The sequence below is a fragment of the Nonomuraea sp. NPDC051298 genome (assembly GCF_055586305.1).
The window spans coordinates 291,363-317,056 of record NZ_JBVJIM010000008.1 but is presented as its reverse complement, the minus strand read 5'-3'; the positions used below and the strand labels follow the sequence as shown (position 1 = coordinate 317,056).

Here is a 25,694-nt window from a genome sequence, read left to right as displayed (position 1 = left end):
GTCTCCCTTCATCCTCCCCCGTTCGCCAGGTAGCGGGAAGACGCGTCGTAGGCGCGGTCGATGCAGGCCGAGACCTGCGACACGTCGCGGTAGCGCAGCGGGGAGATCTGTTCGGTCACCCCGGCGGGCAGCACGTGCACCTCGACGCCCGGCGGCAGCGTGGCCAGGTCCTCGGCGAAGCGGTGCCGCCGGGCGATCTCGAACGCCACCATGCCCACCTCCCAGAACCGCCTGGGCGGCGCGAGGGGCTGTTCGATGCGGCCGACGTGCAGGACGTAGACGCGTCTGGCCCCGAGCAGCACCGCGCGCCCGATCGGGATGCTGTGCACCAGCCCGCCGTCGTAGAAGTGCTCGCCCTCGATGACCACGGGCGGCAGCAGGCCCGGCACCGCGCACGAGGCCAGCACCGCCTCCACCAGCGGCCCTCGGGCGAACCAATGCGCCGCCGCCCGCTCCACCGAGGCCGCCACGCACTGGAAGGGGACGGCCAGCTCCTCGATGCGCGAAACCCGCACGGTCTCGCTCAGCACGCCTCGCAACGGGTCGTTCGGGTGCAGATGGGTGCCGGTCCTGGCCAAGGTGGACAGGCGGGCCGCCCAGGAGCCGGCGAAGGCCGTACGTACGACGTCGGAACGCCACAGATCGGTCAGCCTGGCCACGGCCCTGCCGGGGTCGGCGGCGATGACCGCCCCGTTCAGCGCTCCGACCGAGGTGCCCACGATGAGGTCGGGACGGACGCCCGCCTCGTCGAGCGCCCGCAACATGCCCACCTCGTACGCGCCGAGCACACCGCCGCCGCCGAGCACGAACGCGGTCTCCGTGCCCCGCTCGGACGCGGGAACGGCGTCTTCCAGACCGTGCACCCCCGGATCCTACCGAGGGCGGGGAGCGGGAAACCTCGGCGGAAACACCAAAGGAAACACCAAGGCCCCCGAGGTCGGGGGCCTGGTGCGTGGCGAGTGCGGTGGGTGTGGTGTCGTCGAGACCCGGGCACGCCGTGCGCCCGGTCTCGGGCGGTGGGCATCGTCAGAGGTCGAACTCGTCCCGCTTTGCGCCGATGAGGAATGCCTTCCACTCCTCCGACGTGAAGACGACTGCGGGACCCTCCGGGCGCTTGCTGTGACGGACGGCGACGATTCCGGGCAGGTTGGTGGCGACTTCCACGCACTGCCCGTTGTCACCACTGGCAGTCGACTTGCGCCACTCGGCTTCGCTGAGGTTCACCTGGTCCATTTCCTGATCGCATCCTCTAGTGCCTGGTGAGTAACGCTTTTCGGCTGAGCATCCGCTCTGATGCTGTCATACCGTTGCTTGACGCGGGCGACGGCCTCGTGGTCGGCGGTGACCTGGCCGGACAGGACGGAATCAGCAGAGACGACTTCCGAACCGTCTCGCAGTCGCGCCAGCGCGAACCCGCTCATCATGCCACAGGCACAACCGGTCGCGATAGGCACGAACTGGACAGTGATACATGGATGTTGAGTGAGTTCCAGCAGGTGGCGCAGTTGGGCCGCCAGGATGCGGGGGCTGCCGATGGGCCGGTTCAGGACGCCCTCGTCGATGAGCGCGAGAAAGGTGGGCGGCTGGGGCCCGTCGAAGACGGCGATCCTTCTGACGCGCACCTCGACCCGCTGGTCCACCTGGTCGGGGGCGGCCGTCGCCTCGAAGATCGCGCGGGCGTAGTCGGGGGTCTGCAGGATGCCGGGGACCAGCAGCGGGTCCCAGGACTGGAGGATGACCGCGCGGGGCTCGATCTCCTCAACCCAGCGGGCGAACCAGCCGAGCGTGGGCGACTGGGCGATCTTCGTGTAGAGCGCGACGAAGTGCCCGTCGAGGCCGAAGGTGCGGTCGGCCTCTTCCGCGACCTCGATCGTGGCGGCGCGGCGACCGGTCTCGATATGACTGATGAGCGATTCGTGGCAACGCAGGCGTACGGCCAGCGCGGCCTGTGTCATTTTTCCGGCTTTCCGGAATTCAGCCAGATCGTGGGCGAAGCGGGCGCGAGGGGACATTGGTTCGCCGAGGTTGGTCTCCACGGCCTCTCCACAGGTCATGAACTGGAGCCTTCACTGCTCGTGACCGTACTGCGACGCGGTGGCGACGGGCAATACAAAGGCCGCGTATTTCTTTGTCGGCCAAGTTTCGCGAGATTGGCGCATCGCGGGGCGGCGCGAATGTTCATGCTGGAGAGCCGACACAGTCGAAAACGACAGCCTGCGTGTATCGGAAATCGTGGACAGCAAATCGGGATAAGTCGGTGATTTCATGTCAGCACAGACAGTGAGCAGACAGATACTTGGCGTCACTGGCTGGTGGGACACGACTCTGCGCCGCAGCGCGCGCACACCGTGCCAGGCCAGGCACCTGGTCCGGTCATGGCTGGGCGATGCCGAACTCGAACTCCTCGACAGCGCCGCGCTGGTCGTCTGCGAGCTGGTGACCAACGTCATCCGGCACGTCCCGGCGGGAGCGCACCGCGACTGGGTCACGGTACGGCTCGGCGTCGCCGACGACTTCGTCCGGCTGGAGGTGATCGACCCGGGAACGACGACCTCCGAGCCCCGCTTCAGGCCGCTCAAGCCGGGGTCCATGAGGCAGTCGGGACGCGGCCTGGGCCTCGTGGCCGTCCTCGCCGTCCGGTACGGCACCGAGCTCCTCGCGAACGGCCACCGCGTCGTGTGGGCGGACCTGGCGTCCGCCGCCGTTCAGGGGGTTCACGAGCAGTTCGCACCCGGACGCCCGTGAGCCTTCGCCAGGGGCGAACCGGCGGCTTGCATCTCCAGCAGGGGGAGACGGAAGAGTGAGGGCATGGACGGGGACACGCTCTACTCGATCGGCGACCTGGCCCGGCGCACCGGGCTGACCGTCAAGACCATCAGGTTCTACTCCGACGAGGGGATCGTGCCACCCGCCGCACGCGACCCCGCCGGCCACCGCCGGTACGACCTCGCCGCCGTCGCCCGCCTCGACCTCGTACGCACGCTGCGCGATCTCGGGCTCGACCTGCCCACGATCCGCAGGGTCGTCGACCGGGAGACCTCCCTGCCCGAGGTCGCCGCGGCGCACGCGGAGGCCCTGGGGGCGCAGATCCGTACGCTGCGGCTGCGGCGCGCGGTGCTGACCGCGGTGGCCAGGCGCGGCTCCACCCCTGAGGAGACGGAACTCATGCACAAACTCGCCAGACTGTCGGAAGACGAACGCCACCGCCTGATCGACGACTTCCTGCACGCCGCCTTCGGCGCTCCCGACCCCGCCCTCGCGGGGGTCATGCGCTCGATGACCCCCGAACTGCCGGACGACCCCGAACCTGAGCAGGTGGAGGCGTGGATCGAGCTGGCCGAGCTGTCCCGCGACCCGGGCCTGCGCGCCACCCTGCGCCGCATGGCCGACGACCTGGCCGCCGACCGCGGCAGGGCCGGGCACGCGCCGCCCAGGCCCGATCCCGCCGCCGTGGCCCGCGACCTGGCCGCCCCTGCCCTGGCAGCGGGCGTCGACCCGGCCTCGCCCGACGCCGACCCGTACGTCACGGCTCTCACCGCGCGCTTCGCGCACGAGCACGATCCCGCGGAGCTGCGGGCGAGGCTGGCGGTGGCCGCCGACCCGCGCAGGGAGCGGTACGTCCAGTTGCTCGCCGTCATCAACGGCTGGCTGCCGCCGGAACCTCTGGCCCCGGCACTCGACTGGTTCACCAGGGCACTGGACGCCCGCCTTCCGCACGCCACCCGACCGTGAACGAGGCCGCGCACTATCCCTGGAGCCCGAACGCACCGCCACGGTGGGCGAAGGTCTGGCCTGCCGCGATCGGGGGGCCGCCTAGCATACGCGCATGACCACGCACGGATTCACGCTCACCGCGGCAGGCCCGTTCGACTTCGCCGACTCGCTGCGATTCGTCGAGGACTGGCCGGCCACGAGCGCGCTGCCCTCCGATGGCAGGGCGCTGCGCTTCTCGTACTGCGCCGAGTCCGACTGGCGGCCGATCGGCGTGAGCGTGACGGCCGCGCCCGGCGGGGTGGCGGTGACCACGACCCGACCGGCCGGGCCCGCGATCCGGGGCGAGGTGGCGCGCATCCTCTCGCTCGACGTCGACGGCGGCGGCTTCGCCGAACTGGGCGAGGCCGACCCGGTGCTCGGCGACCTGCAGCGGCTGCGTCCCGGTCTGCGTCCGGTGTGCTTCTGGAGCCCGTGGGAGGCGGCGTGCTGGGCGGTGATCGTACAGCGTTCCTCGATGCTCATCGCCTCCCGGATCAAGCAGCGCGTCGCGCAGCGGTACGGCGCTCAGGTCGAGGTGGACGGGCACCCGGTCCCGGCCTTCCCCCCGCCGGTCTCCCTCCTGGAGGCGGGCGGGCTCGGCCTGCCCGCACAGAAGGAGGAGTGGGTACGCGGCCTGGCCAGGGCGGCGCTCGACGGCGTGCTCACCACCGAGCACCTGCGCTCGCTGTCCCCCGAGAAAGCCCTGGCGGAGCTGCGGGCGCTGCCCGGCGTGGGGCCCTTCTCCGCGGGGTTGATCCTGATCCGGGGAGCGGGCGCGCCTGACGCCTTCCCCGGCGACGAGCCGCGGTTGTTCGCGATCCTGCGCGAGGCGTACGGGCTGCCCGAGGACGCGCCGGCGGCGGCGTACCGGAAGCTGGCCAACGCCTGGCGGCCCTACCGCTCCTGGGCCTCCTTCCTCTTCCGCGCGACCGCGTACGGCGTCATGGACGACCGGGCACCCAACCCGAATTGACCACTCTGAGCCCGCGCACCGCCGACGGGTTCATCGAAACCTCGGCCGTCGGGGACGCCGACACGCGGAAACCATCATGTTCTGTGCTCGCCATGTCACAATGAGTGGCATGTCGTCCCCCCGAAATGACGCTCTCGTCGAGAGGTGCACCTTCATCGACGCCCTTGACGCCTCGCCGGTCAGGGAGAGGAGATCATGACGTCCACCGACTGGCCGGTCCACAGCCCGCTCGCCCGCGAACACTTCGGCCGCGGCCTCGACCAAGGCAAAGCCGAGGAGGCTGGCAAGATGCTGCTCCTGGTGCTCGGTGCCCGTGGGCTCGACGTCCCGGCGGACGCACACGCCCGCATCACCGCCTGCACCGACCTCGCCCAACTCGAAGCCTGGATCACCCGCGCCGCCACCGCCCAAATCATCCACGACGTCTTCGACTGACAACATCCTCAGGCCGGGGCGGCCTGACGCGGGTGTCTCGGCGGGCTGGACCGTTACTGGGGGCGGCGGTGCACTCCCACCAGGTGCCCGTTGTGGCGGACGCGGGCCTCGTCGTAAGGGCTCATCGGGCGGGTCACGTACGCCTGCGCGATGCTGTCGGCGTCTCCCCGGTCCACACCCCAGCCGATCGTGTGCCAGCACGCCTGCCCGTCGCCGCCCGTGGTGTCCAGGACGGCGATCTCGAAGAGCTCGGCGGCGGCCGGAGGCGTGCAGCGTACGTGGCCGTGGGGCCGCCCGTCGGCGGCCTGAGCGTCCCGGCTGCCGGTCCCCCGCTGGTCCATATGGATCTCCCTCCCGATCACGCGAACTTGGTCCGGGACAGGCATGCCCCAATTGTCGGCAAATCAGTCATGCCGCCGAATGCACGGCAGAGTGTCCGGGGTCATTACCGAATGCGGAGGTTTCGGCGGGAGGCGGCAAAGGGGGAGCAGGGAAGCCTCCAAGGCATGAGCTTCAATCCGCTGCGCGAGCGGGGCATCCCACTGGACGAGCAGCTACGCGACTGGCGGGAGCTGAACGTCACGCCGATCGACCCCGACCACGCCGACCCGTACACGCGATGCCGGATCATCGTCATGAACGGGATCGAGTCGGAGGCCGTGCAGTTCAGCCACCAGCTCGCCCGCCACTGCCCCGACCTGGAGATCAAGCAGCACCTGGCCCAGGTGCGCCAGGTAGAGGCCCAGCAGCAGAAGGCGGTCGGCTGGCTGCTCTCCGGCCTGGCCTCGGCGCTGGAGACCACCATCGCCTACGAGCAGACCGCCGTCGACCTGACCGCCTGGGTGGCCCGCACGGAGCCCGCGCCCCACCTCAGGCAGGCGTACGAGTTCGGCCTGCTGGAGCACGTCGACCACCTCTACCGGTTCGCCAACCTGTACGAGCTGACCGAGCACCGCGGGGCCGAGAGGATCGTCGGCCGGCTCACGGAGATCATGCCCGGCCGCCCCACCCGCCTGCACCACCGCGACCCGAGGGACAACGTCCGCCAGCACTACGGCAGGGAGAACGCGGCGCCCGTCTCCAAGCTCCACGCGCTGACGGTCACGGCGGTCGAGCAGCAGACCATGAACTTCACCATGAACCTCGGCCCCACCTTCGCGCAGCCGCTCGCGCGCCGGCTCTACCAGGAGATCGCCCTGGTCGAGGAGGCGCACGTCACGCACTACGAGTCGCTCATGGATCCGTGCGAGAGCTGGTGGGAGATGCTGCTCAACCACGAGTACAACGAGTGCCACCTCTACCACTCGTTCATGGAGACCGAGCCCGATCCCAGGGTGAAGCGTCTCTGGGAGCTGCACCTCGCCATGGAGCTGGAGCACCTGCGGCTGGCCGCCGAACTGTTCAGGAAGCACGACGGCCGCGACCCCGAGCAGGTGTGCGCCGCCGAGCTGCCCGCCCCGGTCACGTTCGAGCCCGGCGGGACCTACCTGCGCGAGCTGGCCGCCGCCCAGCTCGACTACACCACCCGGGGCACCGGATACGTCCAGACGGCCCACGCGCGGTTCGAGCGGGCACAGCAGGCGATCATGGGGGGCGAGCAGGCGCCGTCGGAGCGGGTCGTCGAGGACGACCTCGCCAGGTCCGGCCGGGCGTGCCGGCCGCGGAAGAACGGCGAGCGCCCTGTGCACGGGGGATCACGCCGCTCGTAGCGCCGGCCGCTCCCGTCAGTCCTCCAGAACGGGCAGGCGCAGGACGAACCGGGCGCCGATGTCGGAGTCCTCGATGGACAGCGTGCCGAGGTGGGCGGTCGCGATCTCGCGGGCGATGGGCAGGCCGAGGCCGGTGCCGCCGGCGTCGCGGCTGCGCGAGGCGTCGAGGCGGGCGAAGCGCTGGAAGACGAACTCGCGCTGGTCGTGCGCGACTCCCGCGCCGTCGTCCACCACTTCGAGCACGGCGTCGTCGCCCTGCCGCCGCACGGTCACGATGATCTTGCGGTCGGCGTGCCGCTCGGCGTTGTCCAGCAGGTTCGTCAGCAGCCGGGCGAGTTGCAGCCGGTCGCCCATGACGCTCACGCCGGTCTGCAGCGTGGTGACGACCTCCTTCCCCCGCGGCCTGACGGCCTCGGTGGCGACGAACTCCCCCAGGTCGATCGGCTCGCGCTGGTCGGGTGCGCCGGCGTCCAGCTTGGTCAGCGTGAGCAGGTCACCGACGATGGCCTGCAGCCGGTCCAGGCTGCCCAGGACCTCGTCGCCGGTCACCGCCCAGTCGGTGTCCTCGGGGTGGAGCAGGGCGTCCTCGACCTGGGTGCGCATCGCGGTGATCGGGCTGCGCAGGTCGTGGGAGGCGTCGGTGGCGAACCTGCGCTGCCGTTCCATGGCCACCTGGAGCTGCTCCAGCGCGAGTTCCAGCCGTTCCAGCGTCTGGTTGCTGGTCTCGGCCAGGGCCTTGATCTCGTCGTCGTTCTCCGGCACGGGGACGCGCATCCCGCCCCCGCCCGCGCTGATCTCGGCCAGCCGCTTGGTGATGCTGCTGACGGGCGCGAGCGTCCTGGCGACCACCCGCGACACCCCGAACCAGGCCAGCGCGACCAGCGCCGCGGTCACGCAGACCTGGAAGAGGAGCACCTGGGGGCTGACGTACCAGGGGACGGCCTTGCTGAAGGCGTAGACGACCCAGTCGCCCTCCGGCTGGTACGCGACCAGCCCCACGACCATCACGCACCCGTCGGACAGCTCACGCAGCTCGCACAGTTCGCCGTAGTCGTTGGCCTGGTCGCGGTGCGGGATCTTGGTGGTCAGGCGGGGTACGCCGACCAGGTTCGACGACGAGGCGACCGGGCGGCCTCCCGGGTCGACCACCTGGATGCCGTCGAGCCCGTCGAGAGGCAGCACGCGGGGCAGCCGGTTGCGCTTGACCTGGAGCAGCACGCGTACGGCCTTGCTGGACACCTCGTGCGCCCGAAGGTCGGCCACCTCATTGCGGATGCCGTACAGCACGAAGGCGCTGACGACGACGTTCAGCAGCAGCATCGTGACGCTGGCGAACAGCGCCAGCCGCGTACGCAACGACCGGCCGAACCGCGTGCTCACTCGCCTCCCCCGAGGACCAGAAGACCACGAGGACCAGAAGACCACAGTGTCGCGTTCGCCGCTAACCTAGGGAGATTCCCCGACAAATCCGGTTGAGCACCGCGAGCGCGGTTACTCGACGACCAGCTCGACCGGGATGTTGCCGCGGGTCGCGTTGGAGTACGGGCACACCTGGTGGGTGGCCTCCACCAGCTCGCGGGCCGTCTCCGGCGCGAGGCCGTCGGGCAGCTCGACCCGGAGCGTGGCCGAGAGCTGGAAGCCGCCCTGGCCGTTGGGCGACAGGCCGATCTCGGCCGTGACCGCCGCGTCGGAGACGTCGATCTTCCTCTGCCCCGCCACGAGGCGCAGGGCCGAGGCGAAGCAGGCCGCGTAACCGGCGGCGAAGAGCTGCTCCGGGTTCGTGCCCTCGCCGTCGCCGCCCAGCTCCTTCTGCAGGGCCAGCTTGACGTCGAGTCGTCCGTCCGAGGAGACCGCGCGGGCGTCGCGACCGGCGGAGGTGGCGATGGCGGTGTACATGCTCATGGCGACCCTTTCCGATAGACAGACCTGTCTGTCTGCTTTATGGCTCGATACTAGACAGACCTGTCTGGTAGCGTCAACAGGGTGAGCACAGAAGCGCCGGAGGGCCGCCGCCCCAGCCCCGCACGCGACCGCGTGCTGGAGACGGCCGGGCGCCTGTTCTACGCGGAGGGCATCCACTCGGTCGGCATCGACCGGATCATCGCCGCGGCCGGTGTCGCCAAGGCGACCTTCTACCACCACTTCCCGAGCAAGGACGAGCTGGTCCGCGCCTACGTGACCGCGCAGAGCGCGGCGCAGCGGGCGATGGTCGAGGAGCTGCGCGCCGAGTCCCCCAGCGAGCCGCTGCGGGCGATCTTCGCCTTCATGTGCGAGTTCGGGGCCGGGCCCGGCTACCGCGGCTGCGCCTTCCTCAACACCGCGGCCGAATACCCCGACCCGGCCCACCCCGTCCGGCTCGCGGTCGCCGAGCACCGCCGCTGGATACGCGACCTCTTCCGCGACCTGCTGGCCGCCGACGGCGACCCCTGGGCCGAGCGGACGGCCGACATCCTGCTGCTGTTGCGCGACGGGCTGGCGGTCGGCTTCGACCTCGACGACCCCGCCACCGTACGCGGGGCCGTCCACGAGGCCCTTGACCGGGTGCTGGTCAGAAGGGCGTAGGGAGCCGTTCGAAGAACCAGAACAGGCTGACCGCCACGATCGGGATCGACAGCGCCGCCACCGCCCTCGACCCCCGCGACGTACGGCGCAGCAGCACCAACAGAGGGAAGACCACGGCGACGATCGCGAGCTGGGCCGCCTCGATGCCGACGTTGAAGCTCAGCAGCGACAGCAGCAGCTCCCACGAGCCGCTCCGGTCGATGTCCAGCGCGCCCGCGAAGCCGAGCCCGTGCATCAGGCCGAACGCGAAGACGATCGGCAGCCGCCACCTGCCGAGCCGGTCGTCGTCGTGGCCGCGCAGGTTGGCCAGCGCGACGACCATGATCGAGGCGGCGATGACCGGCTCGACGATCCCGCCGGGCACGTTCACCACCCCCATCGCCGCCAGCAGGAACGTGACGCTGTGCGCGACCGTGAACGCGGAGGCCGTGATGACGACCTCACGCACCCGTCGCGCGCCGATGAGCAGGGCGAGCAGGAAGAGCACGTGGTCGAGGCCGAGCAGCAGATGCTCGGCGCCCAGCAGGAAGAACTCGCCGATCTGGTTCACCGCCCGGCGCTCGCCCACGCGCAGGGTCGGGCTCTCGGCGACCAGGACGGCGGAGCCCTTCTCGCCGTCGAGCGCGTAGCGGACGAGCGTCTCCGTGCTGTGCACGAACGTCTCGGAGTCGGGGAACAGGGCGCTGGAGATCGCGTGCGCTCCCCCGCCCGCGCCCTGGCAGGCGTAGGAGAGGGTGAGCAGCGCGAACGTCTTCTTGCCGCGCGGACGCACGTCGGGCTCGGACGCCATCGTGGGGGCGCAGGGCCGTTCGTCGTACGCGACCGCGAACCGTTCGGTGATGTAGGTGGTCACGGCGTCGCGGTTGATCCGAAGCTGACGGAGCTGCTCGTCCCGCCCCTTCGCCTCGTACGCCTCCGCGTAGAGCCAGGCGGACTTCATGAGCAGGTCGTACTCGAGGTCGAGCACGACTCTGACGTTCACGCCGCCCGCGGCGGTCACCTCGGCGTGCGCGGTCGTGGTCGCGTCGTGCGCCCGTGCGGGGACGGCCGGCGCGAGGCCGCCGACGAACGTGGCGAGGAACACGGCGAGGACCACGAGGGACACCCGCTGCAGCATGTCGTTGTCTCCATGAGGAAAGGCCGCCCGGCCCCTTCGACGCGGGGCCGGGCGGAGTGAGAGTTACCGGTTGAACCAGCGGTGCATGGGCGAGTCCGGGCCCCACTTGCCGGGGCGGCCGTGCTCGTCCTTGGTGACGAAGACGCTCGGCTCGGAGGCGGTCACGCCGCCGCCCGCCGAACGCGCCGTGACGAACCAGGCGTAGGCCGTGTCGTCCTTGAGGCGGTCCCACTTGACGGAGGCGACCTGGCCCGAGGCGACCGTGCTCTTGCCGATGGTCCGCGTCGGCTTGTACAGCGCCAGCGAGTCGGTCTGCAGCGTCGTCGTCCGCGAGGTCAGGTCGACCGGCAGCACCATGTTGTCCTCGAGGCCGTTGTAGCGGCGCAGCGGGTCGTACTCGGTGGCGCCGAACTCGTTGAGCAGCGGCGAGTAGGTGTCCACGCTCAGCTCGGCCCGCTTGACGTCGAACTGCAGCAGCCGGAAGAAGCTCGCGCCGAACTGGAGCTGGTCGGCCGGGTTGTACCCGCCGATCTCGGTGAGCCCGAGCCGGTCGGCCGAGACCGTGTAGAACTGGTAGTCCGCCAGCAGCTCGACGACCCCGTTGCCCACCTGGCCGACCTTCGGCTTCACGTTCGTGCCCACGCCGTGCTCGTGGCCGGCGAGGATCAGGAAGACGTTCGGGTTCTTCTCGACGACCGTCTTGTACAGCATCGACCCGTCAGGGGCGGAGAACCCGGCGCCGCGGCCGTCGGGGTTCGTGCTCGGCACGATGTAGTCGTGCGAGAGCAGGATGCCGTTGCGGTTGGGGAACTTCTTGAAGATGGAGTCGGCCCACTCGGCCTCGTCCCTCGTCACCCCGTACGACAGGCCGACCACGACGAAGTCCAGCCCGCCGGCCGAGAACAGGTCGTAGTGGTTCTGGTTGTCGCCCTCCTTCCAGGGGCCGCCGTACTCGGCGTGCTGCCAGCCCCGCGCGGCGTCCTGGTAGCGGGTGGGACCGTAGTACTTGTTGTAGATCGACTCAGGGCCGGTCTCCAGGCCCGACTGGTTGTCGTGGTTGCCGGCGATCACGCCGTTCGGGATGCCGGCGTCGTCCAGCACGCGCTGCTGCTTGGACGACACCTCGAACTCGCCCACGACCTGGCGCTGCGTGGCCTCGTCCACGGGCTTGCGGCTGTTGTTCTCGATGATGTCGCCGGTGTGGGCGACGTACGAGATCTTGCGCTGGTCCTTGTTGTTCTTGATCCAGTCGACGATGCCGCCGTAGGCCGACTCCCAGACCGCGCGCTCCTCGGCCGTCTCCTGCTCCACCGCGCCCTCGGAGAGGTACTGGGTGTCGGTGAAGTGCACGATCGAGAAGTCGTACGAGGCGGGGTCGGCGAAGGTGTTCGGGTCGCCGGGCTCGATGTCGTCGGCGAACGGGTCCTCACCGGTCACCATGACGTGCACCTGCTGCTTGTCGACGTACGCGCGGTCCACGACGGCCGTCAGCAGGGTCTTGCCCTCGGCGGCGCCGCGGGCGCTGGTCAGCAGGTCCCACGCCTTGGTCTCGGTGTTCCACACCCGCAGCGACACCAGCCGCTCGGGGTCGATGACGCCCTCCCAGCGCAGCACCGGCGCGTCCACGTGGCCCTTCACCTGCACGTCGAAGCGCTGGTAGACGAGGTCCTTGCCGTTGGGCGCGTCGAGCGTCCGCCCGTCGGCGGGCTCCAGCGCGTCGGTGCCGACCTTGCGCTCGCCCGGCACCCGCAGCGTCGTGGGCACGGACGTGGCCTCGCCCTGGTACGCCTGGTTCGGCGTGAGGATCTCGGCCTGCGAGAACGTCGCCGTCACCCGTCCGCCGTCAGGCTCGGCCACCTTGGCCGACAGGGTGGCGGGGTCGGACACGTCCACGGCGCCCAGCGCCGGGGACAGCTCGGCCGGGACGTCGGGGATGCCCGCCGACTCGAACACGATCTCGCGGGCCGTGGCGTTGCCGAGCCCGTCGACGCCGGTCACGGTCAGCGTGTGCTTGCCCGCGCGCAGGCCGGGGCCCACCTTGGCGCCCAGTTCGATCGGCTGCCCGTCGAGCTTGACGTCGGGGCCGGACACGACGCCCGAGGCGTCGTCCAGCTTCACGTCCAGCACCACGGAGGCGGTGATCTTCTGGTCGGCCGCCGGGACGCTCCTGGTCACCTTCGGCGCCGAGTTGTCGGTGATCAGGACGCGGGTGGCGACCTCGCCCGTGCTCGACGTGGCGGCCAGGGTGTGCCTGCCGTCCTTGATCTGCGTGGTGTCAAGGTCCGCGCGCAGGCCGCGGGCGGGGGCGTCCACCAGGAACTGGAGGTCGATCTCGGTCAGCGGGTTCACCGTGTCGCCGCAGTTGCCGTCGCCCATGCCGTACGAGGTCTTGAGCATCTGGCCGGTCGCGGTGCCCTGGGCGGGGGTGAGGGCGAGGTTGGAGATCGCGAAGTCGTCGCGGTTGTTGCCGCACGACGTCGGGAACGTGCCGGCCACGAAGTCGATCGTGTTCCAGCCGGGCGCCAGGTACTCGTTCGGGATCGCCAGGTCCACCCGGCGGCTGACGAAGTCGCCGTCGAGCACCACCTTCTGGCCGTTGACGAGCACGTAGTTCTGGTAGCGCGCCTCGATCGAGTTGCTGCCCACGTTGAAGCTGAGGGTCGCCTGGCCCGAGCCGAGCGTCTCGGGGACGCGGACGGCCGGGGCGTCGATCGTGTAGCGCAGCTCGGCCTCGCGCAGCGCGCCCTGGTTGTCGCCGCAGGCGCCGTCGCCCATCCCGTACGACGCCTGGATGTCCTTGCCGGTCACCTTGGCGCCGTCGAGGGCGAGGTCGAGGTTCGCGATCGCGAAGTCGTCGCGGTTGTTGCCGCAGGACTCCTTGTAGTCCCCGGTGACGACCTTGATCGTGTTGTCGCCTGGCACCAGGAACCGGGCCGGGACCGCCACGGTCACGCGCTGGTTCGCGTACGAGCCGCCGAGGTCGATGCGCTTGCCGTTGACGAGGAGGAAGTTGTCGTACTTGTCCTCGATCGGGTCCGCCCCCACGTCGAAGGCGAGCTTGGCGGCGCCGTTGCCGAGCGTGGCCTTCGCGGCGGGCTCCTCGCCGTCCACGGTGAGCGACTTGACGCCGCCCGTGCCGTTCGCGGGGACGTGCGCGAAGATCGGCTTGGTGCCCGCCACGAGCGTGCCGTCCGTGGGCAGCAGGCGCGGCGCGCCGGCCGGGGCGTTGTTGACCGTCACGGTGTTCTTGGCGCTGACGCCGGACGCGGTCGTGGCGGTGATGACGTGCTCGCCGTTGGCCAGCTTCGCCGTGTCCAGGTCCGTGGACAGGCCCGTGGTGGCCTGCGGGTCGGACTGGGTGAAGAACTTCAGCGTGGCGCGCTTGAGCAGCGAGGTGTTCGTGCCGCAACTGCCGTCGCCGAAGGAGAGCGTGTACGGGTTGTCCTCGCCGTCGGCGACCTCGCCGAGCAGTTCGAGGCCCACCTCGGACAGCACGAAGTCGTCGTAGTTGAGCCCGCAGGACGACTGGATCGCGCCGACCACGATCTCGACCGTGTTCTCGCCCTTGACGAGGTGCTCGTTCGGGACCTCGATGGTGGCCCGCTGGTTGACGAAGTTGCCGATCTCGCTGCGGTAGGCGCCGTTGACCAGCACGTAGCTGTGGTACTGCGCCTCGGTCGAGTTCGAGCCGACGTCGAAGGAGAGCTTGGAGACGCCCAACGTACGGGTGGCGTCGAGCGCGGTGTCGTCGACGGCGAGCTTGGTGACGCTGTCACCGGCCGCGGTCGGCACCGCCGCGACCTTCACCGTGCCTTCCAGGTAGGAACCGCTCGCCGGGGTGAGCGTGGGCGGGTTCGTGGTCGGGGAGGCCGTGGGTGTCGGGCTCGGCCGGCCGCGGTCCTGCTGGGCGGGCGCCGGGTCGGCGTACGCCGAGGTCACGAGGCTGCCCGCGAGCAGCACCGCGAGCGCGGCGGCCGTGGCCAGGCGTCCCCGGGTCAGTAAACCGCCCAGTGATTTGGGTGATGCCATTGGCTGCATCTGGTGCAGTCCCTTCTCAAACGTTCAAGGGCGCCGTAGGGCGGCCCTCGGGCACATTGGAGCGCCCGAGTGAACGATGAGCATGGTGAGGCTGAAGAGAACAGGAAATTTCTCATCATCTAGGTCACAACTACGCAAACGTCAGTGGATCATGACGAGATTGGACCCGCGAAACGGGCCAGAAGAAGTTCGATCCGGCGCCCGCCACCCCCGGCCGCCAGCCTGCCGCCGCGCGTGAGCGTCACCAGACCGTGCAGGGCGGCCCAGAACACCTCGGTCAGCAGGCCCAGGTCGGCGTCACCCGCGTGGGGACGTACGGCCTCGGCCAGCTCGCCGAAGCCGGCTTGGAGGGCGGGCGGCGCCTGCGGGGTGGCGAACGGCAGGTCGACGCTCTGCCGGAACATCGCGTCGTAGAGGGCCGGACGCCGGTCGGCGAAGGCCGCGTACGCCGCGCTGACCGCGGCCAGCGCCCCGGCCGCGTCCGCCGACGTACGGGCCGCGCGCAGCTCCTCCGCCAGGTCGGCGAAGCCCTCCAGCGCCACGGCCGTCATGATCGCGTCCTTGCCCTTGAAGTGGCTGTAGAGCACCGGCTGGCTGTACTCGACCCGCTCGGCCAGCCGCCGGGTCGTCACCGCCTCCCAGCCCTCCGCCTCGGCCAGCTCCCGGGCCGCCGTGATGATCAGCTTCTCCCGCTCGGCACGTTCGCGCTCTTTGCGCCCCTGGATCGACATGCCTGCAAATCTAGCACCGCTAGAGTTTTTGTCGACGTACTGTTAGCATCACTTCAATTCCTAGCAGCGCTAGCACCTGGAGACGGACATGCTCACCTATCTCGCCTACGGCCTGGCCATCGCACTCAACCTGATGATCCTGTTCATCGGCGCCCGGTTCCTGTTCGCGCCCCGACCGTCGGCCGCCGGTTACGGCGTCCCGGCCAAGGTGGACGGCGACCGCGCGTACCTGACGGTCAAGGGAGTGCGCGACGGGACCTACGGCCTGCTGGGGCTCGCCCTGCTGGCCTTCGCCGGGCCGACCGCCGAGGCGTGGTTCATGCTGGTGGTGGCCCTGGTGCCGCTGGGTGACACGCTGATCGTGCTGCGCAACGGCGGGACGCGGGCGGTGGCGTTCGGCATCCACTTCGCGACCGCCGTGGTCGTGCTGATCAACGCCGCCCTGCTCTTCGCCCTCTGAGCCGTCCCGCGCCCGTCACGACCCGGCGCCGGGGGGCTGGATGCGGTAGAGGGCGCTGATGAGGGGCCAGGTCAGGGCGGCCATCTCGGTCGGGGAGCGCGGGCAGCCGCGCTGGAGCCAGTCGGACGCCACCCCGATGAGCGCGCCGGCCGTGAACGCGGCGGGCACGTCGGGCGGCAGGTTCGGCGGGAGCCCGGTGTGCTCGCCCGGCCCGGCGACGGCCTCGCTCAGCCGCTCGTGGATGACCCCGGCCGTCCGGCGGCGGATGTGGTCGGCCACCCGCGCACTGCCCTGCGGCCCGAGCAGCGCCCGGTAGAGGCCCGCGTGCTCGGCGAGGCTGGCGAAGAAGCCCTCCAGCGACCTGATCGCCTCCGGCCCCAGCTCGGGCGTGACGGTCCGCGGGGTCGGAATGGCCTCGATCAGCCGGTCGATCATCGCCGTGCAGGCCACCTCGGCCAGCTCGTGGACGTCGCGGTAGTGGTCGTAGAAGGTCGAGCGGCTCACCCCGGCCCGCTCGGCGACGTCGGCGACGGTGATCCTGGACAGGTCCTGCTTCTCGACGAGTTGCAGCAGCGCCCGCGCCAGGGCCGCCTGCGTACGGCGGACGCGCCGGTCGCCCGAGGGGTTGCTGCCGCCGTCTCTGGTCGTCGTTGCCACGAAATTCACCCTACCTTCTGCCTACACTTGAAGGTTTTCCTACAGATGTAGGGTATTGTCAGGAAAGGACGACCGAAAGGACTTGCTATACATGCGGATTCGTGCAGGCCAGGCCATCTTCGGACGCGCCGCCCGGCACCCGGGTGACGCGGCGTGACCTCGCCGGGAAGCATCCTGATCGTCGGCGCCTCGGCCGCGGGCCTGGGCACGGCCGAGGCCCTACGGCGGCACGGACACACCGGCCGGTTGACGCTGCTGGACTCCGAACCCCATCTCCCCTACGACCGGCCGCCGCTGTCCAAGCAGGTCCTGGCGGGGGCGTGGGAGCCGGAGCGGGCCCAGCTCCGCACCCGGGCGCAACTGGAGGCGCTGGGCGCCGAGTTCGTACGGGGTGAGCGCGCCGTCGCCCTGGACGCCGCGAACCGCACGGTCACCGCCGCCTCCGGCCGCGCGCTGAACGCTGACGCCGTGGTCGTCGCCACCGGCCTGGAGCCGCGGCGGCTCCCCTGGCAGGACGGCCTGGCCGGGGTGCACGTGCTGCGCGGCCTCGACGACGCGCTCGCGCTGCGCCTGGGCCTGACCGCGGCCAGGAGGCTGGTGGTCGTCGGCGAGGGGGTGCTCGGCGCGGAGATCGCCGCGACCGCCCGGGGCATGGGCATCGACGTCACGCTCGCCGGTCTCGGCGAGGCGCTCCTGGCCGAGCAGCTCGGCGAGGAGATCGCCGGGCACCTCACCCGGACGCACACCGAGCACGGCGTGCGCCTGCGGCTGGGCGCCGCGGTCGACGGGCTGACGGCGGATGACGGAGGTCGCGTCACGGGAGTGCGGCTGGCCACCGGCGAGGTGCTGCCCGCCGACCTCGTACTGATCGCGATCGGCTGCCGGCCCGCGACCGGCTGGCTGGCGGGCAGCGGGCTCACCCTGGGCGACGGGGTCGAGTGCGACTCGCGCTGCCGCGCCGCCGAAGGCGTGTACGCGGTCGGCGACGTGGCCTCGTGGCACCACGAGGGGCTCGGCCGCAGGCTGCGGCTGGAGAACCGGACGAACGCCACCGAACAGGCCCAGACGGTGGCGGCCAACCTCTTGGGCGCCGACCGCCCGTACACGCCGATCCCGTACTTCTGGACCGACCAGTACGACGTCAAGATCCAGGCCCACGGCCTGCCGTCGCCACGGGCCGAGGTGAGCGTCACCGAGGGCGATCCGCGGGAGAACCGCTTCGCCGCCCTCTACCGCGAGGACGGCCAGGTCACCGGCGTACTCGGCTGGAACATGCCCAAGCAGGCGCGCGTCCTGCGACAACAGACCCTCGGGGCCTGGCGTGGCACCGAGCCCCTCGCACCCGCCTGAGTGTCGACCGATCGGCGGACCACGAACCACCAGGACACGACACGAGGCCGCCCGCGCCAGGACGGCACGACCATCCGTTCCAGAGGAGATGCTGAATGAGTGTCAATGAGCAGGTGCTGAACTACCCGCTGGCCAACGACGCCGCGCTCGACCCGCCCGCGGAGTGGGCCGAGCTGCGCGGCCAGTGCCCGGTCGCCCACGTACGGCTGCCCAGCGGCGACCAGGCCCGGCTGGTGACCAGGTACGACGACGTCAAGCAGATGCTGGCCGACCCGCGCTTCACCCGCGCGCTCACCGCTCCCGACGCGGCCCGGATGTCGGCGGACGGCGGCGGGGTGTTCAACAGCGGCCTCACGGGGATCATCCCCGAGAGCGGCGAGGCGCACCAGCACTGGCGGCGGATGGTCGGCAGGTGGTTCACCGCCAAGCGCATGTCCGCGCTGCGCCCCCAGATGACGCAGATCGCCGACGACCTCATCGACGACCTGGTCAAGCGCGGCGCGCCCGGCGACCTCAAGGCGGGGCTGGGCTTCCCGCTGCCGGTGTACGTGATCTGCGACATGCTCGGGGTGCCCGCCTCGGACCGGGACCGGTTCTCGTACTGGTCCGACACGCTCCTCAACCTCACCCGGTACGGGAAGGAAGAGATCGACGTCGCCCAGGCCGAGTTCTACCAGTACATGTCCGACCACGTCTCCGCCAAGCGGGAGCGGCCGGGCGACGACCTGCTCAGCGAGCTGATCGCGGCCGGCGGGCCGGAGAACGGCGGATTGTCCGATCTCCAGATCCTGGCCACCGGCATGGGGCTGCTGGTCGCCGGGCACGAGACCACCGCCAACATGATCGGCAAGATGGTCTCGATGCTGCTGGCCGACCGGAGCCGGTGGGAGCGGCTGCTGGCCGAGCCCGCGCTGATCCGTACCGCGGTGGAGGAGACGCTCCGGCTCGACGCCAACGCGGGCTTCGGCCTGCCGCGCTACCTGCCCGTGGAGAGCGAGGTCTCGGGCACCGTCCTGCCGAAGGGCACGACCGTGATCTGCAGCATGGCCGCCGCCAACCGCGACGAGAGCGCCTTCGAGGACGCGGGCGAGATGGACCTGACCCGCAGCCCGAACCCGCACCTCGCCTTCGGCTCTGGCCCGCACTCCTGCCTGGGCCAGTCGCTGGCGCGTACCGAGCTGCAGGTGGTGCTCGAAGTGCTGCTGCGCAGGCTTCCGACCCTGGAGCTGGCCGTGCCGGTGGAGGAGTTGGAGCGCATGGAGGGGCTGGCGGTCGGCGGCCTGCGTACGGTGCCGGTCCGCTGGTGAGGGCGAGAGCCAGGAACGAGAGGAAGCCGAGATGAAGGTCACCGTCGACGAGGACAAGTGCTGCGGCGCGGGGAACTGCGTGCTGATCGCGCCCGAGGTCTTCGACCAGCGGGAGGATGACGGCATCGTGATCCTGCTCGACGCCACACCCGCGCCCGGCCAGTACGACGCGGTCCGCGAGGCCGCCGCCGTCTGTCCGGGCGCGGCGATCGAGGTCAGCGAGGACTGACCGCCGGGGAACGATCATCGGCGCGCACGCCGTCCCGGCGCCGTGCGCATGCCGACAAGGGGCAGAAGCGCGGCGCGGGGGGCCGTGAGGCAGCCACGGTCGAGAAGACCGGGGGATGCCCGCCAACCGCGACCGCGTTCTGTCGGGCGCACTGTCGGGCAGCTCGGCCAGGGGGTCGGCCAGCGAAACCCCGACAAGGCTGCCCACCGGGCGCGGGCGCGAGGTGGCGGCCCACGGCCTGGGGGCCGGTCATTCGCCGAATCTCATGCCAGGCGGGCAGTCGATCTTCTCGAAGGAGCCGTCGGGGCGCTGGATCTCGCACCCGCTCTGACTACCGCCGTCCCAGAAGCCGACACCGTCCCAGAGGCCGACACCGTCCCGGAAGCCGAGGAAGAAGACCACGCCGATCACGACCGCGATGAGCCCGGCGACCACGCCACCGTAGCCGCCGCCGACGTTGCTCGCGGGCATGGCCGTGGTCGGGTGCTGCGGATCGTAGAGCACCTCGGTCCTGTCGCCGGTGCCGAGGCGAGAGGGGGCCACCGCCTCAGTGGTGATCTCCTGCCCATCCAGGGTTGTGAAGGTCAGGACCGGCCACTGGTGCGCGCGCAAGGTGTCGCCTCGCCCCGAGAACCTCGTCCGGACGTCGCTGACCACGCCTTGCACCCGCTGCGCCCGCCCTACGAACCGCTTGCTGTTGATAATCCCCCTGACCGAAACCACAATGATCACTAATCCGAACGCCACGAACAGCAACGGGAGGTACTGGAACAGGTCTTCCAACGCAGGTCCCCTCGAGTCGGTCTGCATGCTAGAACGTTCCGGCTGACCAGGGTTCCCGTCGTCGGCGTAGCGGTCGCTGCCATTTTGACAATGGCGATCTGAATGGCGGCTTCGTAGCGGACGGCAGGAGGGCGGGTCAGAACTCGCTCAGCTCGAAGACGCCGATGTCGTCGGCCGAGGTGCCCTGGCTCGGCGACGACTGGTTGAGCGACGCCTCCACGGCGACCCACCCATGGAAGCCGCCCGAGCTGTCGATGATCTGCAACATGGGCTTGACGTGCGAGTTTCCGGTGTAGCAGTGCTCGCCGCGCCCGTCGGCCAGCTCACGCCGCCAGTGCCAGACGGTGTCGCGGCGGTCGGTGGAGGTGGCGTTCGCCGTGGCCAGGTAGTAGTCGGTGGCGCTGTTGGCGCCGCCCAGGCACCGCCCGCTCGCGCACCGCCGCCACCCCGTCATCCAGAACGGCGCCCCGGCCCCCTCGTCGAGGTACGGAGTCCCGGCGTCGGTCTTCCACAGGTGGTAGTCGTGCTTGAGCCGCTGGTGGTCGAAGGCGGCGATCTGGGCCATCGACGCCCGCTGACTCCAGGTGGCGTTGCTGCCGTATCCGTAGCCGTGGGTCGCCCCGAACGAGCTGCCCCGATAGCTGAGCTTGGCGAGCTGGCCGGGGATCGGCTCGCTGACCGTCCACTCCTCCCAGCCGTTCCCGGTCCACGTGATGCGCAGCACCGAGCCGGTCACCGTGTAGGTGCCGCTGAGCTGCTTGGGGGAACTGGTCGCCTGGAAGCCGTTCGCGGTCTGCACCTCGCAGTCGCGCGCCCCGCAGCCCGAGCCCCTGACGCCGGTGTAGCTGCGGTTCACGCGTACGCGCTGCGACCAGTGGAAGTGTGAGTCGTACGCCTTGCCGTCGGCGGTGAGCGAGTAAGTCGCCAGGCGTACCCAGTTCTCTCGCGAGGTGGTCTTCAGCCCGCCGATCGCGACCACGAACCGGTACATGCCGGCCGGGGCCGCGGCGGCGGCCGGCAGGGCGGGCAGCGCGGCCAGGGCCACGGCTGCCGCGAGCAGGAAACGCAGGAAGGCGGTCATGGAGCACCTCCGGGGGACGGGGACGTGCGCACCGATCATCCTGACCATCTGTCGTGCTCTCGGGCAAGCGGGAAGGAGCGCACCCATAGCGGAACAAGAGCGCGCCCGTCCTCGGGTCCGACGTGCCCCGGCGAAGGATGGCTCTTGACGACCCATCGGACATGTCCCTAATCTCATGAAACGATTATGATTATCACTTTGTTGAGATGGACCGAAGGTGGCCCACGTCCGATGAGTAGCGCGATTGATCTCGTCAAGCCGGATGAACCCGGTTACCGTCCCGAGGGGAGGTCAGGTTGCGCAGACGAGCTTTGATCATGCTGCTGGCGTTCCTCGGAGCGGTGCTGGCGGCGTGCGGCACCCAGGACGGCGTTCGGAACGACGGGCAGGACGGTGGGCAGCTCACCCTGGCGGCCCCGCGTGACCTGGTCGCCGGGCCGCAGGACCCCTACTACACACACCAGACGCTGCGGGTGTGGGAGCCTCTGGTGACCGTGGACGACCGGCTGCGGCCGGTCCCCGCCCTCGCCGTCTCGTGGGAGAGCGCCCAGGGCGGGCGGCGCTGGACGTTCACGCTGCGCGAGGGCGTACGGTTCAGCGATGGCACGGCGCTGACCGCCGAGGCGGTGGTCGCCAACATCGAACGGTTCCGGCGGATCGCACCCCGCCCGTCGGCGTTCTTCAGCCTCGACGCCGGGATGGAGGCCGCCTACGGCAAGCTCACCGGCGTGCGCGCCGAGGCGGGCAAGGTGGTGTTCACCCTGGAGGAGCCGGTGGCCGACCTGCCCGGCAGGCTCGCGGGCTTCTTCAGCATGGTGCAGTCGCCGAAGGCGTTCGCCGCCTCGGGCGACTTCGCCGGCGGGCCGGTGGGCACGGGGCCGTACACGCTGGCCGAGTGGGTCAAGGGGCAGCGGGCGGTGCTCGCCGCGAACCCGCACTACCACGGGGCCGCCCCGGCGTACCGGCGGATCGTGGTCAGGGTGATCCCCGACGCCAACGCCAGGGTGGCGGCGTTGCGGGCCGGTGAGGTGGACGGGCTGATCGACAAGGGCGCGCTGCTGCCGGGGCAGGTCGCCGCGGTGGCCGCCGACAGCGCCTACCGCGTCGTACGCAGCCCGTCGGCGCTGACGCACTACCTGACGTTCAACGCGTCCCGCGAGCCCTTCTCCGACCCCCGGTTGAGGGAGGCCGCCGACCTGGCGATCGACCGGCGGGCCATCGCCGAGAAGCTGCTCGCGGGCACGGCCAGGCCCGGCGGCGCCTTCCTGTCCCCCGCCTTCGGCGACCTCGCGGACCCCGGCCTCGCCCCCGCGTACGACCCCGCAAGGGCCCGCGAGCTGGTGACGGCCGCGGGAGCGCCCGCCGAGCCGGTCACCGTCCTCGTCTCCTCGGCCGAGACCGGCCAGTTCCCCTACGCCGACGTCGCCGAGGTGCTGCGCGCGGCCCTGGAGCAGGCGGGCCTGCCGGCGAAGGTGAGCGTGGTCGAGGCCACCAAGTCCGTGATGGAGGCGGGCGGCTACGACCTGTTCCTCAGCGCGTACAGCGTGCCCAACGGCGACGCCGACTACCTGTTCCGGCGGTTCCTGCGCTCCGACGCGGCCTGGAACGTCGAACGGAGACTCGGCTACCGCAGCCCCGAGTTCGACGACCTGATCGACCGGGCCGCGACCACGACCGACGCGGACGCCCGCCGCGACCTCTACCACCGGGCACAGCGGCTGCTGGCGGCCGACCGGCCGATGGTGCCGCTGGCCTACCAGGACAACCCGATCGTGACGACCGCCAAGGTCGGCGGCGTCGCGCAGAACGCGGCCTACGTGGTCGACCTGGGCAAGCTCGTACCGGTGAGATGACCGCCGTCCTGCTGCGGCGGGCGGTGGAGCTGCTGCTCACGCTGCTCACCCTGTCGGTGCTGGTCTTCCTGCTGACGTCGCTCGCGCCGGGCGACCCGGCCGAGGAGCTGCTGCGCCGAGGGGGCGTCCAGCCCACGCCGGCCGACGTCGCGGCGCTGCGGGCCGAACTGGGGCTGGACCGGCCGCCGGCGGAGCGGTACGTGAGCTGGCTGCTCGACGTGCTCCGCGGCGACCTGGGCCGCTCCTACGCCGACCGGTCGCCGGTGGCCGGGGAGGTGCTCGCGCGGGTTCCCGCGACCTTGCGGCTGGCGGGGGCGGCGGCGCTGGTCGCGGTCGGGCTGGCCGTGCTCGCCTCCGTGTGGGCGGGGCTGCGGCCGCGTTCGCTCGTGAGCCGGGCGATCGGATTCGTGACGGTGGCGGTGACGGGCGTGCCGCCGTACGTCGTGGGGATCCTGCTGATCAGCGTGGTCGCGGTCGGCCTGCGGGCGCTGCCCACGGGCGGGGACGACGGCCCCGGCGCGGTCGTGCTGCCCGCGCTGACCCTCGGGCTGCCGGGCGCGGCCACGTTGCTGCGGCTGCTGCGGGCCGATCTCGCCGGGGCGCTGCGGCTGCCGTTCGCCAGGCTGGCCGCGGCGAAAGGGCTGCGGCCGCGGCGCACGGTCGTCGTGCACGCCCTGCGCGTGGCCGCGCCGAACGCCGTCACCGCGACGGGGCTCGTGCTCGCGGAGCTGGTGGCCGGGGCGGTGGTGGTGGAGACGCTGTTCTCCTGGCCGGGCGTGGGGCAGCTCGCGGTGTCGGCGATCAGGCAGCGGGACCTGCCGGTGGTGCAGGCGTACGTGCTGGTCACCGCGGTCGCCACGGTGCTGGTGCTGGCCGTGGCCGAGGTGCTCATGACCGTCTGCGACCCACGGGTGCGGCGCCAGTGAGAGGGCCGGTGAGGGGCCGGGCCGGGGTGCTGGCGTTCGCCGCGATGGTGCTGTTCTGCCTGGTCACGCCGGTGGTGTCGGGGCACGATCCGCGGGTGCCCGATCTGGGGCGGGCGCTGCTGCCGCCCGGCGGGGAGCACTGGCTCGGCACCGACCAACTCGGCCGCGACCTGCTCACCAGGACGGCCGCGGCGGGGCGTACGTCGTTGACGTTCGCGCTGGCCATCACGGCGGTCACCACCCTGCTCGGCACCGTCTCCGGCGCGGCGGCCGGGCTGGCCGGAGGGTGGGCCGAGCGGCTGCTGCGCTTCGCCGCCACCGTGGCGCTCGCAATGCCCGGCCTCACGCTGGCGCTGGCCCTGGCGGGCGTGCTGCCCCCCGGGGCGATGACCGTGCTGGTCGCGCTGGTGCCGCTCGGCTGGGTGAACTGCGGGCTGGTCACCGCCACGGCCACCCGGCGGGTGGCCGCCTCCGGCTACGTGCTGGCGGTGCGGGCGATCGGCGCGTCGCCGTCCTACCTGCTGCGCCGTACGATCGGGCCGCACATCGCGGGCACGGTGCTGACCGTGGCCACGGCCGACTTCGCCAGGACGCTGGTCGCCGTCACGTCGCTGGGCTTCCTCGGCGTCGGGCTGCCACCGCCCGACACCGACTGGGGCGGCATGGTGAGCGAGGCCACGCCGCTGCTGGTCGCCGCTCCCCGGCTGGCGGTCGTGCCCGCGCTGGCCCTGGCCGTCACCGGGCTGGCCATGGCCCTCGTGGTCGACGCCCGGCGTACGGGGTGATCGTGCGCCACACGGTTCAGGAGGTCGCCATGCGCGCCGACAGCCAGCGGCCCGCCGGATGGGCCGCCAGCAGGGCACCCGCCTGGCCCAGGCGGCCCCGGCCCGCCACCGCGGCGGCCTGGAGCGGGAGCAGGGCGAGGATGCTCAGCCGGACGGCCGTGCGCACCTGCGCCGGGTCGGCGCTCACCCGCAGCCCCGCCTGGGCGGGCACGGCCACGGCGAGGTACCCGGCCAGCGCGGCCGCCGCCGCCAGACGGCCGTGCACGGTGGCGTCCCGGCAGGCCGCCAGGCTGAGCACGGCGGCGGCCCCCGTGGCGGCGAGCGCGGCGTGGGCCGTGGCCGGGGTGGCGCCCTCGACCTCGGCCCGGCCCAGGACGCTGATGCCGTACGTGTGCGCCCCCACGGCCAGCGCCATGGGCAGGGCACGGGCCCGTCCGTCGGCGCCGAGCAGCACGTCGAGGGCGCGGCACAGGGACATCGCGGCCGGTCCCGCGGGCGTGCGCTTGAGGCCGAGGTCGTAGGCGTACACGGCGCCCGCGAGCAGCCCGGCGAGGGCCAGCCCGCGCCGCCCGCCGGACACCGCGGCCGCGGCCAGGCCCGCGCCGGTCAGGCCCAGGGCGAGACCGAGCGTCTGCCCAGAGGTGATCCGCCCGGACGGGATGGGCCGCTCCGGCCGCTCGACGGCGTCATCGGCGCGGTCGGCCCAGTCGTTGAGCGCCATCCCGGCCCAGTAGAGCAGGGTGGAGGCCACACCCAGCCCCGGCCGCCAGGGCAGCCCGGCCGCCGCCGCGCCCGCCATCGTGTCGCCGGGCACCGACACCGCGGCCGGGGCCCTGACCACCTCCAGCCATGCCCGCACCATGAAACCTCCGGGTGGTCGGCCAACACCCCCATACAAGTCAGGAAATATGACCATGTAAAGGGCGTCCGCCGCGCGGAGACCCT

At 71.4% G+C, this 25,694-nt stretch carries 26 protein-coding genes; 13 read left to right on the top strand and 13 right to left on the bottom strand.

What is annotated here, in order from left to right:
* Positions 1-8: 8 nt before the first annotated feature.
* The 3 genes from ACZ6S0_RS24860 to ACZ6S0_RS24850 all read right to left on the bottom strand — a co-directional run bounded on the left by ACZ6S0_RS24860 (position 9) and on the right by ACZ6S0_RS24850 (position 2,036).
* Positions 9-863 (bottom strand): patatin-like phospholipase family protein, encoded by an 855-nt coding sequence (locus tag ACZ6S0_RS24860; RefSeq protein ID WP_465921713.1) that lies wholly within the window; start codon positions 861-863, stop codon positions 9-11.
* A 163-nt stretch (positions 864-1,026) separates the two neighbouring features.
* Positions 1,027-1,233, bottom strand: a complete 207-nt coding sequence (locus tag ACZ6S0_RS24855; RefSeq protein WP_344871781.1) for a DUF397 domain-containing protein — start codon at positions 1,231-1,233, stop codon at positions 1,027-1,029.
* The gene (locus ACZ6S0_RS24850) at positions 1,221-2,036 is read right to left on the bottom strand and encodes a helix-turn-helix domain-containing protein (protein ID WP_465921712.1); all 816 of its coding nucleotides are present in this window, start codon (positions 2,034-2,036) and stop codon (positions 1,221-1,223) included. Before ACZ6S0_RS24850 ends, ACZ6S0_RS24855 begins: the two co-directional genes overlap by 13 nt.
* 229 nt (positions 2,037-2,265) lie before the next feature.
* On the opposite strand from ACZ6S0_RS24850, the gene ACZ6S0_RS24845 reads away from it, so the two are divergent.
* From ACZ6S0_RS24845 to ACZ6S0_RS24830, 4 genes are all read left to right on the top strand, one after another.
* Positions 2,266-2,745 carry an ATP-binding protein gene (locus ACZ6S0_RS24845; RefSeq protein ID WP_465921711.1) on the top strand — a complete coding sequence of 160 codons (480 nt, stop codon included), beginning with the start codon at positions 2,266-2,268 and terminating at the stop codon, positions 2,743-2,745.
* Positions 2,746-2,808: 63 nt separating this feature from the next.
* Positions 2,809-3,732, top strand: a complete 924-nt coding sequence (locus ACZ6S0_RS24840; RefSeq protein ID WP_465921710.1) for a MerR family transcriptional regulator — start codon at positions 2,809-2,811, stop codon at positions 3,730-3,732.
* 94 nt (positions 3,733-3,826) lie between these two features.
* Complete coding sequence (locus tag ACZ6S0_RS24835) at positions 3,827-4,726, top strand: DNA-3-methyladenine glycosylase family protein (RefSeq protein ID WP_465921709.1); 900 nt, start codon at positions 3,827-3,829, stop codon at positions 4,724-4,726.
* Positions 4,727-4,921: 195 nt separating this feature from the next.
* Entirely contained in the window at positions 4,922-5,161 is a 240-nt protein-coding gene (locus ACZ6S0_RS24830) for a hypothetical protein (protein WP_465921708.1), read from the top strand.
* A gap of 53 nt (positions 5,162-5,214) precedes the next feature.
* On the opposite strand, the gene ACZ6S0_RS24825 is transcribed toward ACZ6S0_RS24830, so the two are convergent.
* Positions 5,215-5,502 carry a hypothetical protein gene (locus ACZ6S0_RS24825; RefSeq protein ID WP_344871793.1) on the bottom strand — a complete coding sequence of 96 codons (288 nt, stop codon included), beginning with the start codon at positions 5,500-5,502 and terminating at the stop codon, positions 5,215-5,217.
* Between the two features lie 165 nt (positions 5,503-5,667).
* On the opposite strand from ACZ6S0_RS24825, the gene ACZ6S0_RS24820 reads away from it, so the two are divergent.
* The gene (locus tag ACZ6S0_RS24820) at positions 5,668-6,870 is read left to right on the top strand and encodes a hypothetical protein (RefSeq protein WP_465921707.1); all 1,203 of its coding nucleotides are present in this window, start codon (positions 5,668-5,670) and stop codon (positions 6,868-6,870) included.
* A gap of 15 nt (positions 6,871-6,885) precedes the next feature.
* Here the strand turns inward: ACZ6S0_RS24820 and ACZ6S0_RS24815 are convergent, their stop codons facing one another.
* Both ACZ6S0_RS24815 and ACZ6S0_RS24810 read right to left on the bottom strand, forming a co-directional pair.
* The gene (locus ACZ6S0_RS24815; RefSeq protein ID WP_465921706.1) at positions 6,886-8,250 is read right to left on the bottom strand and encodes a sensor histidine kinase; all 1,365 of its coding nucleotides are present in this window, start codon (positions 8,248-8,250) and stop codon (positions 6,886-6,888) included.
* A gap of 111 nt (positions 8,251-8,361) precedes the next feature.
* Positions 8,362-8,772 (bottom strand): organic hydroperoxide resistance protein, encoded by a 411-nt coding sequence (locus ACZ6S0_RS24810; protein ID WP_465921705.1) that lies wholly within the window; start codon positions 8,770-8,772, stop codon positions 8,362-8,364.
* A gap of 81 nt (positions 8,773-8,853) precedes the next feature.
* Here ACZ6S0_RS24810 and ACZ6S0_RS24805 point away from each other — a divergent pair, with 81 nt between their 5' ends.
* Positions 8,854-9,432: a TetR/AcrR family transcriptional regulator gene (locus tag ACZ6S0_RS24805; protein ID WP_465921704.1), complete on the top strand. Its 579-nt coding sequence runs from the start codon at positions 8,854-8,856 to the stop codon at positions 9,430-9,432.
* On the opposite strand, the gene ACZ6S0_RS24800 is transcribed toward ACZ6S0_RS24805, so the two are convergent.
* From ACZ6S0_RS24800 to ACZ6S0_RS24790, 3 genes are all read right to left on the bottom strand, one after another.
* Entirely contained in the window at positions 9,419-10,549 is a 1,131-nt protein-coding gene (locus ACZ6S0_RS24800) for a HupE/UreJ family protein (RefSeq protein WP_465921703.1), read from the bottom strand. The two genes, ACZ6S0_RS24805 and ACZ6S0_RS24800, sit on opposite strands and share 14 nt — an antisense overlap.
* 63 nt (positions 10,550-10,612) lie before the next feature.
* Complete coding sequence (locus tag ACZ6S0_RS24795) at positions 10,613-14,578, bottom strand: metallophosphoesterase (RefSeq protein ID WP_465921702.1); 3,966 nt, start codon at positions 14,576-14,578, stop codon at positions 10,613-10,615.
* 158 nt (positions 14,579-14,736) lie between these two features.
* Positions 14,737-15,318 (bottom strand): TetR/AcrR family transcriptional regulator, encoded by a 582-nt coding sequence (locus ACZ6S0_RS24790; RefSeq protein WP_465921701.1) that lies wholly within the window; start codon positions 15,316-15,318, stop codon positions 14,737-14,739.
* 88 nt (positions 15,319-15,406) lie between these two features.
* Here ACZ6S0_RS24790 and ACZ6S0_RS24785 point away from each other — a divergent pair, with 88 nt between their 5' ends.
* Positions 15,407-15,778 (top strand): DUF4267 domain-containing protein, encoded by a 372-nt coding sequence (locus ACZ6S0_RS24785; RefSeq protein WP_465921700.1) that lies wholly within the window; start codon positions 15,407-15,409, stop codon positions 15,776-15,778.
* A 15-nt stretch (positions 15,779-15,793) separates the two neighbouring features.
* On the opposite strand, the gene ACZ6S0_RS24780 is transcribed toward ACZ6S0_RS24785, so the two are convergent.
* Positions 15,794-16,435 (bottom strand): TetR/AcrR family transcriptional regulator, encoded by a 642-nt coding sequence (locus ACZ6S0_RS24780; protein ID WP_465921699.1) that lies wholly within the window; start codon positions 16,433-16,435, stop codon positions 15,794-15,796.
* Between the two features lie 153 nt (positions 16,436-16,588).
* Here ACZ6S0_RS24780 and ACZ6S0_RS24775 point away from each other — a divergent pair, with 153 nt between their 5' ends.
* The 3 genes from ACZ6S0_RS24775 (at position 16,589) to ACZ6S0_RS24765 (ending at position 19,321) form a co-directional block, all read left to right on the top strand.
* Positions 16,589-17,785 carry an NAD(P)/FAD-dependent oxidoreductase gene (locus ACZ6S0_RS24775; RefSeq protein ID WP_465921698.1) on the top strand — a complete coding sequence of 399 codons (1,197 nt, stop codon included), beginning with the start codon at positions 16,589-16,591 and terminating at the stop codon, positions 17,783-17,785.
* Between the two features lie 95 nt (positions 17,786-17,880).
* A complete protein-coding gene (locus ACZ6S0_RS24770) occupies positions 17,881-19,092 on the top strand; it encodes a cytochrome P450 (RefSeq protein ID WP_465921697.1) in 1,212 nt (403 codons plus the stop codon).
* A gap of 31 nt (positions 19,093-19,123) precedes the next feature.
* A complete protein-coding gene (locus ACZ6S0_RS24765) occupies positions 19,124-19,321 on the top strand; it encodes a ferredoxin (protein WP_344871817.1) in 198 nt (65 codons plus the stop codon).
* Between the two features lie 249 nt (positions 19,322-19,570).
* On the opposite strand, the gene ACZ6S0_RS24760 is transcribed toward ACZ6S0_RS24765, so the two are convergent.
* A complete protein-coding gene (locus ACZ6S0_RS24760) occupies positions 19,571-20,104 on the bottom strand; it encodes a DUF3592 domain-containing protein (protein ID WP_465921696.1) in 534 nt (177 codons plus the stop codon).
* 136 nt (positions 20,105-20,240) lie between these two features.
* A complete protein-coding gene (locus tag ACZ6S0_RS24755) occupies positions 20,241-21,185 on the bottom strand; it encodes a hypothetical protein (protein WP_465921695.1) in 945 nt (314 codons plus the stop codon).
* Between the two features lie 296 nt (positions 21,186-21,481).
* Between ACZ6S0_RS24755 and ACZ6S0_RS24750 the strand changes: the two genes are divergently transcribed.
* The 3 genes from ACZ6S0_RS24750 to ACZ6S0_RS24740 are packed head-to-tail and all read left to right on the top strand — an operon-like array spanning position 21,482 to position 24,749.
* Positions 21,482-23,038, top strand: coding sequence for an ABC transporter substrate-binding protein (locus ACZ6S0_RS24750; RefSeq protein WP_465921694.1), 1,557 nt, complete (start codon positions 21,482-21,484; stop codon positions 23,036-23,038).
* Positions 23,035-23,964 (top strand): ABC transporter permease, encoded by a 930-nt coding sequence (locus tag ACZ6S0_RS24745; protein WP_465921693.1) that lies wholly within the window; start codon positions 23,035-23,037, stop codon positions 23,962-23,964. The genes ACZ6S0_RS24750 and ACZ6S0_RS24745 overlap by 4 nt, the downstream gene beginning before the upstream one ends.
* Complete coding sequence (locus tag ACZ6S0_RS24740; RefSeq protein WP_465921692.1) at positions 23,961-24,749, top strand: ABC transporter permease; 789 nt, start codon at positions 23,961-23,963, stop codon at positions 24,747-24,749. The genes ACZ6S0_RS24745 and ACZ6S0_RS24740 overlap by 4 nt, the downstream gene beginning before the upstream one ends.
* A gap of 16 nt (positions 24,750-24,765) precedes the next feature.
* On the opposite strand, the gene ACZ6S0_RS24735 is transcribed toward ACZ6S0_RS24740, so the two are convergent.
* Entirely contained in the window at positions 24,766-25,611 is an 846-nt protein-coding gene (locus ACZ6S0_RS24735) for an SCO3242 family prenyltransferase (RefSeq protein ID WP_465921691.1), read from the bottom strand.
* Positions 25,612-25,694: the final 83 nt, after the last annotated feature.

Coding starts and splice junctions, on each gene's coding strand:
- ACZ6S0_RS24825 (WP_344871793.1), bottom strand. CDS start 5,502: ATGGACCAGCGGGGGACCGGCAGCCGGGACGCTCAGGCCGCCGACGGG.
- ACZ6S0_RS24755 (WP_465921695.1), bottom strand. CDS start 21,185: ATGACCGCCTTCCTGCGTTTCCTGCTCGCGGCAGCCGTGGCCCTGGCC.
- ACZ6S0_RS24800 (WP_465921703.1), bottom strand. CDS start 10,549: ATGCTGCAGCGGGTGTCCCTCGTGGTCCTCGCCGTGTTCCTCGCCACG.
- ACZ6S0_RS24855 (WP_344871781.1), bottom strand. CDS start 1,233: ATGGACCAGGTGAACCTCAGCGAAGCCGAGTGGCGCAAGTCGACTGCC.
- ACZ6S0_RS24745 (WP_465921693.1), top strand. CDS start 23,035: ATGACCGCCGTCCTGCTGCGGCGGGCGGTGGAGCTGCTGCTCACGCTG.
- ACZ6S0_RS24790 (WP_465921701.1), bottom strand. CDS start 15,318: ATGTCGATCCAGGGGCGCAAAGAGCGCGAACGTGCCGAGCGGGAGAAG.
- ACZ6S0_RS24735 (WP_465921691.1), bottom strand. CDS start 25,611: ATGGTGCGGGCATGGCTGGAGGTGGTCAGGGCCCCGGCCGCGGTGTCG.
- ACZ6S0_RS24835 (WP_465921709.1), top strand. CDS start 3,827: ATGACCACGCACGGATTCACGCTCACCGCGGCAGGCCCGTTCGACTTC.
- ACZ6S0_RS24820 (WP_465921707.1), top strand. CDS start 5,668: ATGAGCTTCAATCCGCTGCGCGAGCGGGGCATCCCACTGGACGAGCAG.
- ACZ6S0_RS24840 (WP_465921710.1), top strand. CDS start 2,809: ATGGACGGGGACACGCTCTACTCGATCGGCGACCTGGCCCGGCGCACC.
- ACZ6S0_RS24765 (WP_344871817.1), top strand. CDS start 19,124: ATGAAGGTCACCGTCGACGAGGACAAGTGCTGCGGCGCGGGGAACTGC.
- ACZ6S0_RS24830 (WP_465921708.1), top strand. CDS start 4,922: ATGACGTCCACCGACTGGCCGGTCCACAGCCCGCTCGCCCGCGAACAC.
- ACZ6S0_RS24845 (WP_465921711.1), top strand. CDS start 2,266: ATGTCAGCACAGACAGTGAGCAGACAGATACTTGGCGTCACTGGCTGG.
- ACZ6S0_RS24795 (WP_465921702.1), bottom strand. CDS start 14,578: ATGGCATCACCCAAATCACTGGGCGGTTTACTGACCCGGGGACGCCTG.
- ACZ6S0_RS24770 (WP_465921697.1), top strand. CDS start 17,881: ATGAGTGTCAATGAGCAGGTGCTGAACTACCCGCTGGCCAACGACGCC.
- ACZ6S0_RS24785 (WP_465921700.1), top strand. CDS start 15,407: ATGCTCACCTATCTCGCCTACGGCCTGGCCATCGCACTCAACCTGATG.
- ACZ6S0_RS24810 (WP_465921705.1), bottom strand. CDS start 8,772: ATGAGCATGTACACCGCCATCGCCACCTCCGCCGGTCGCGACGCCCGC.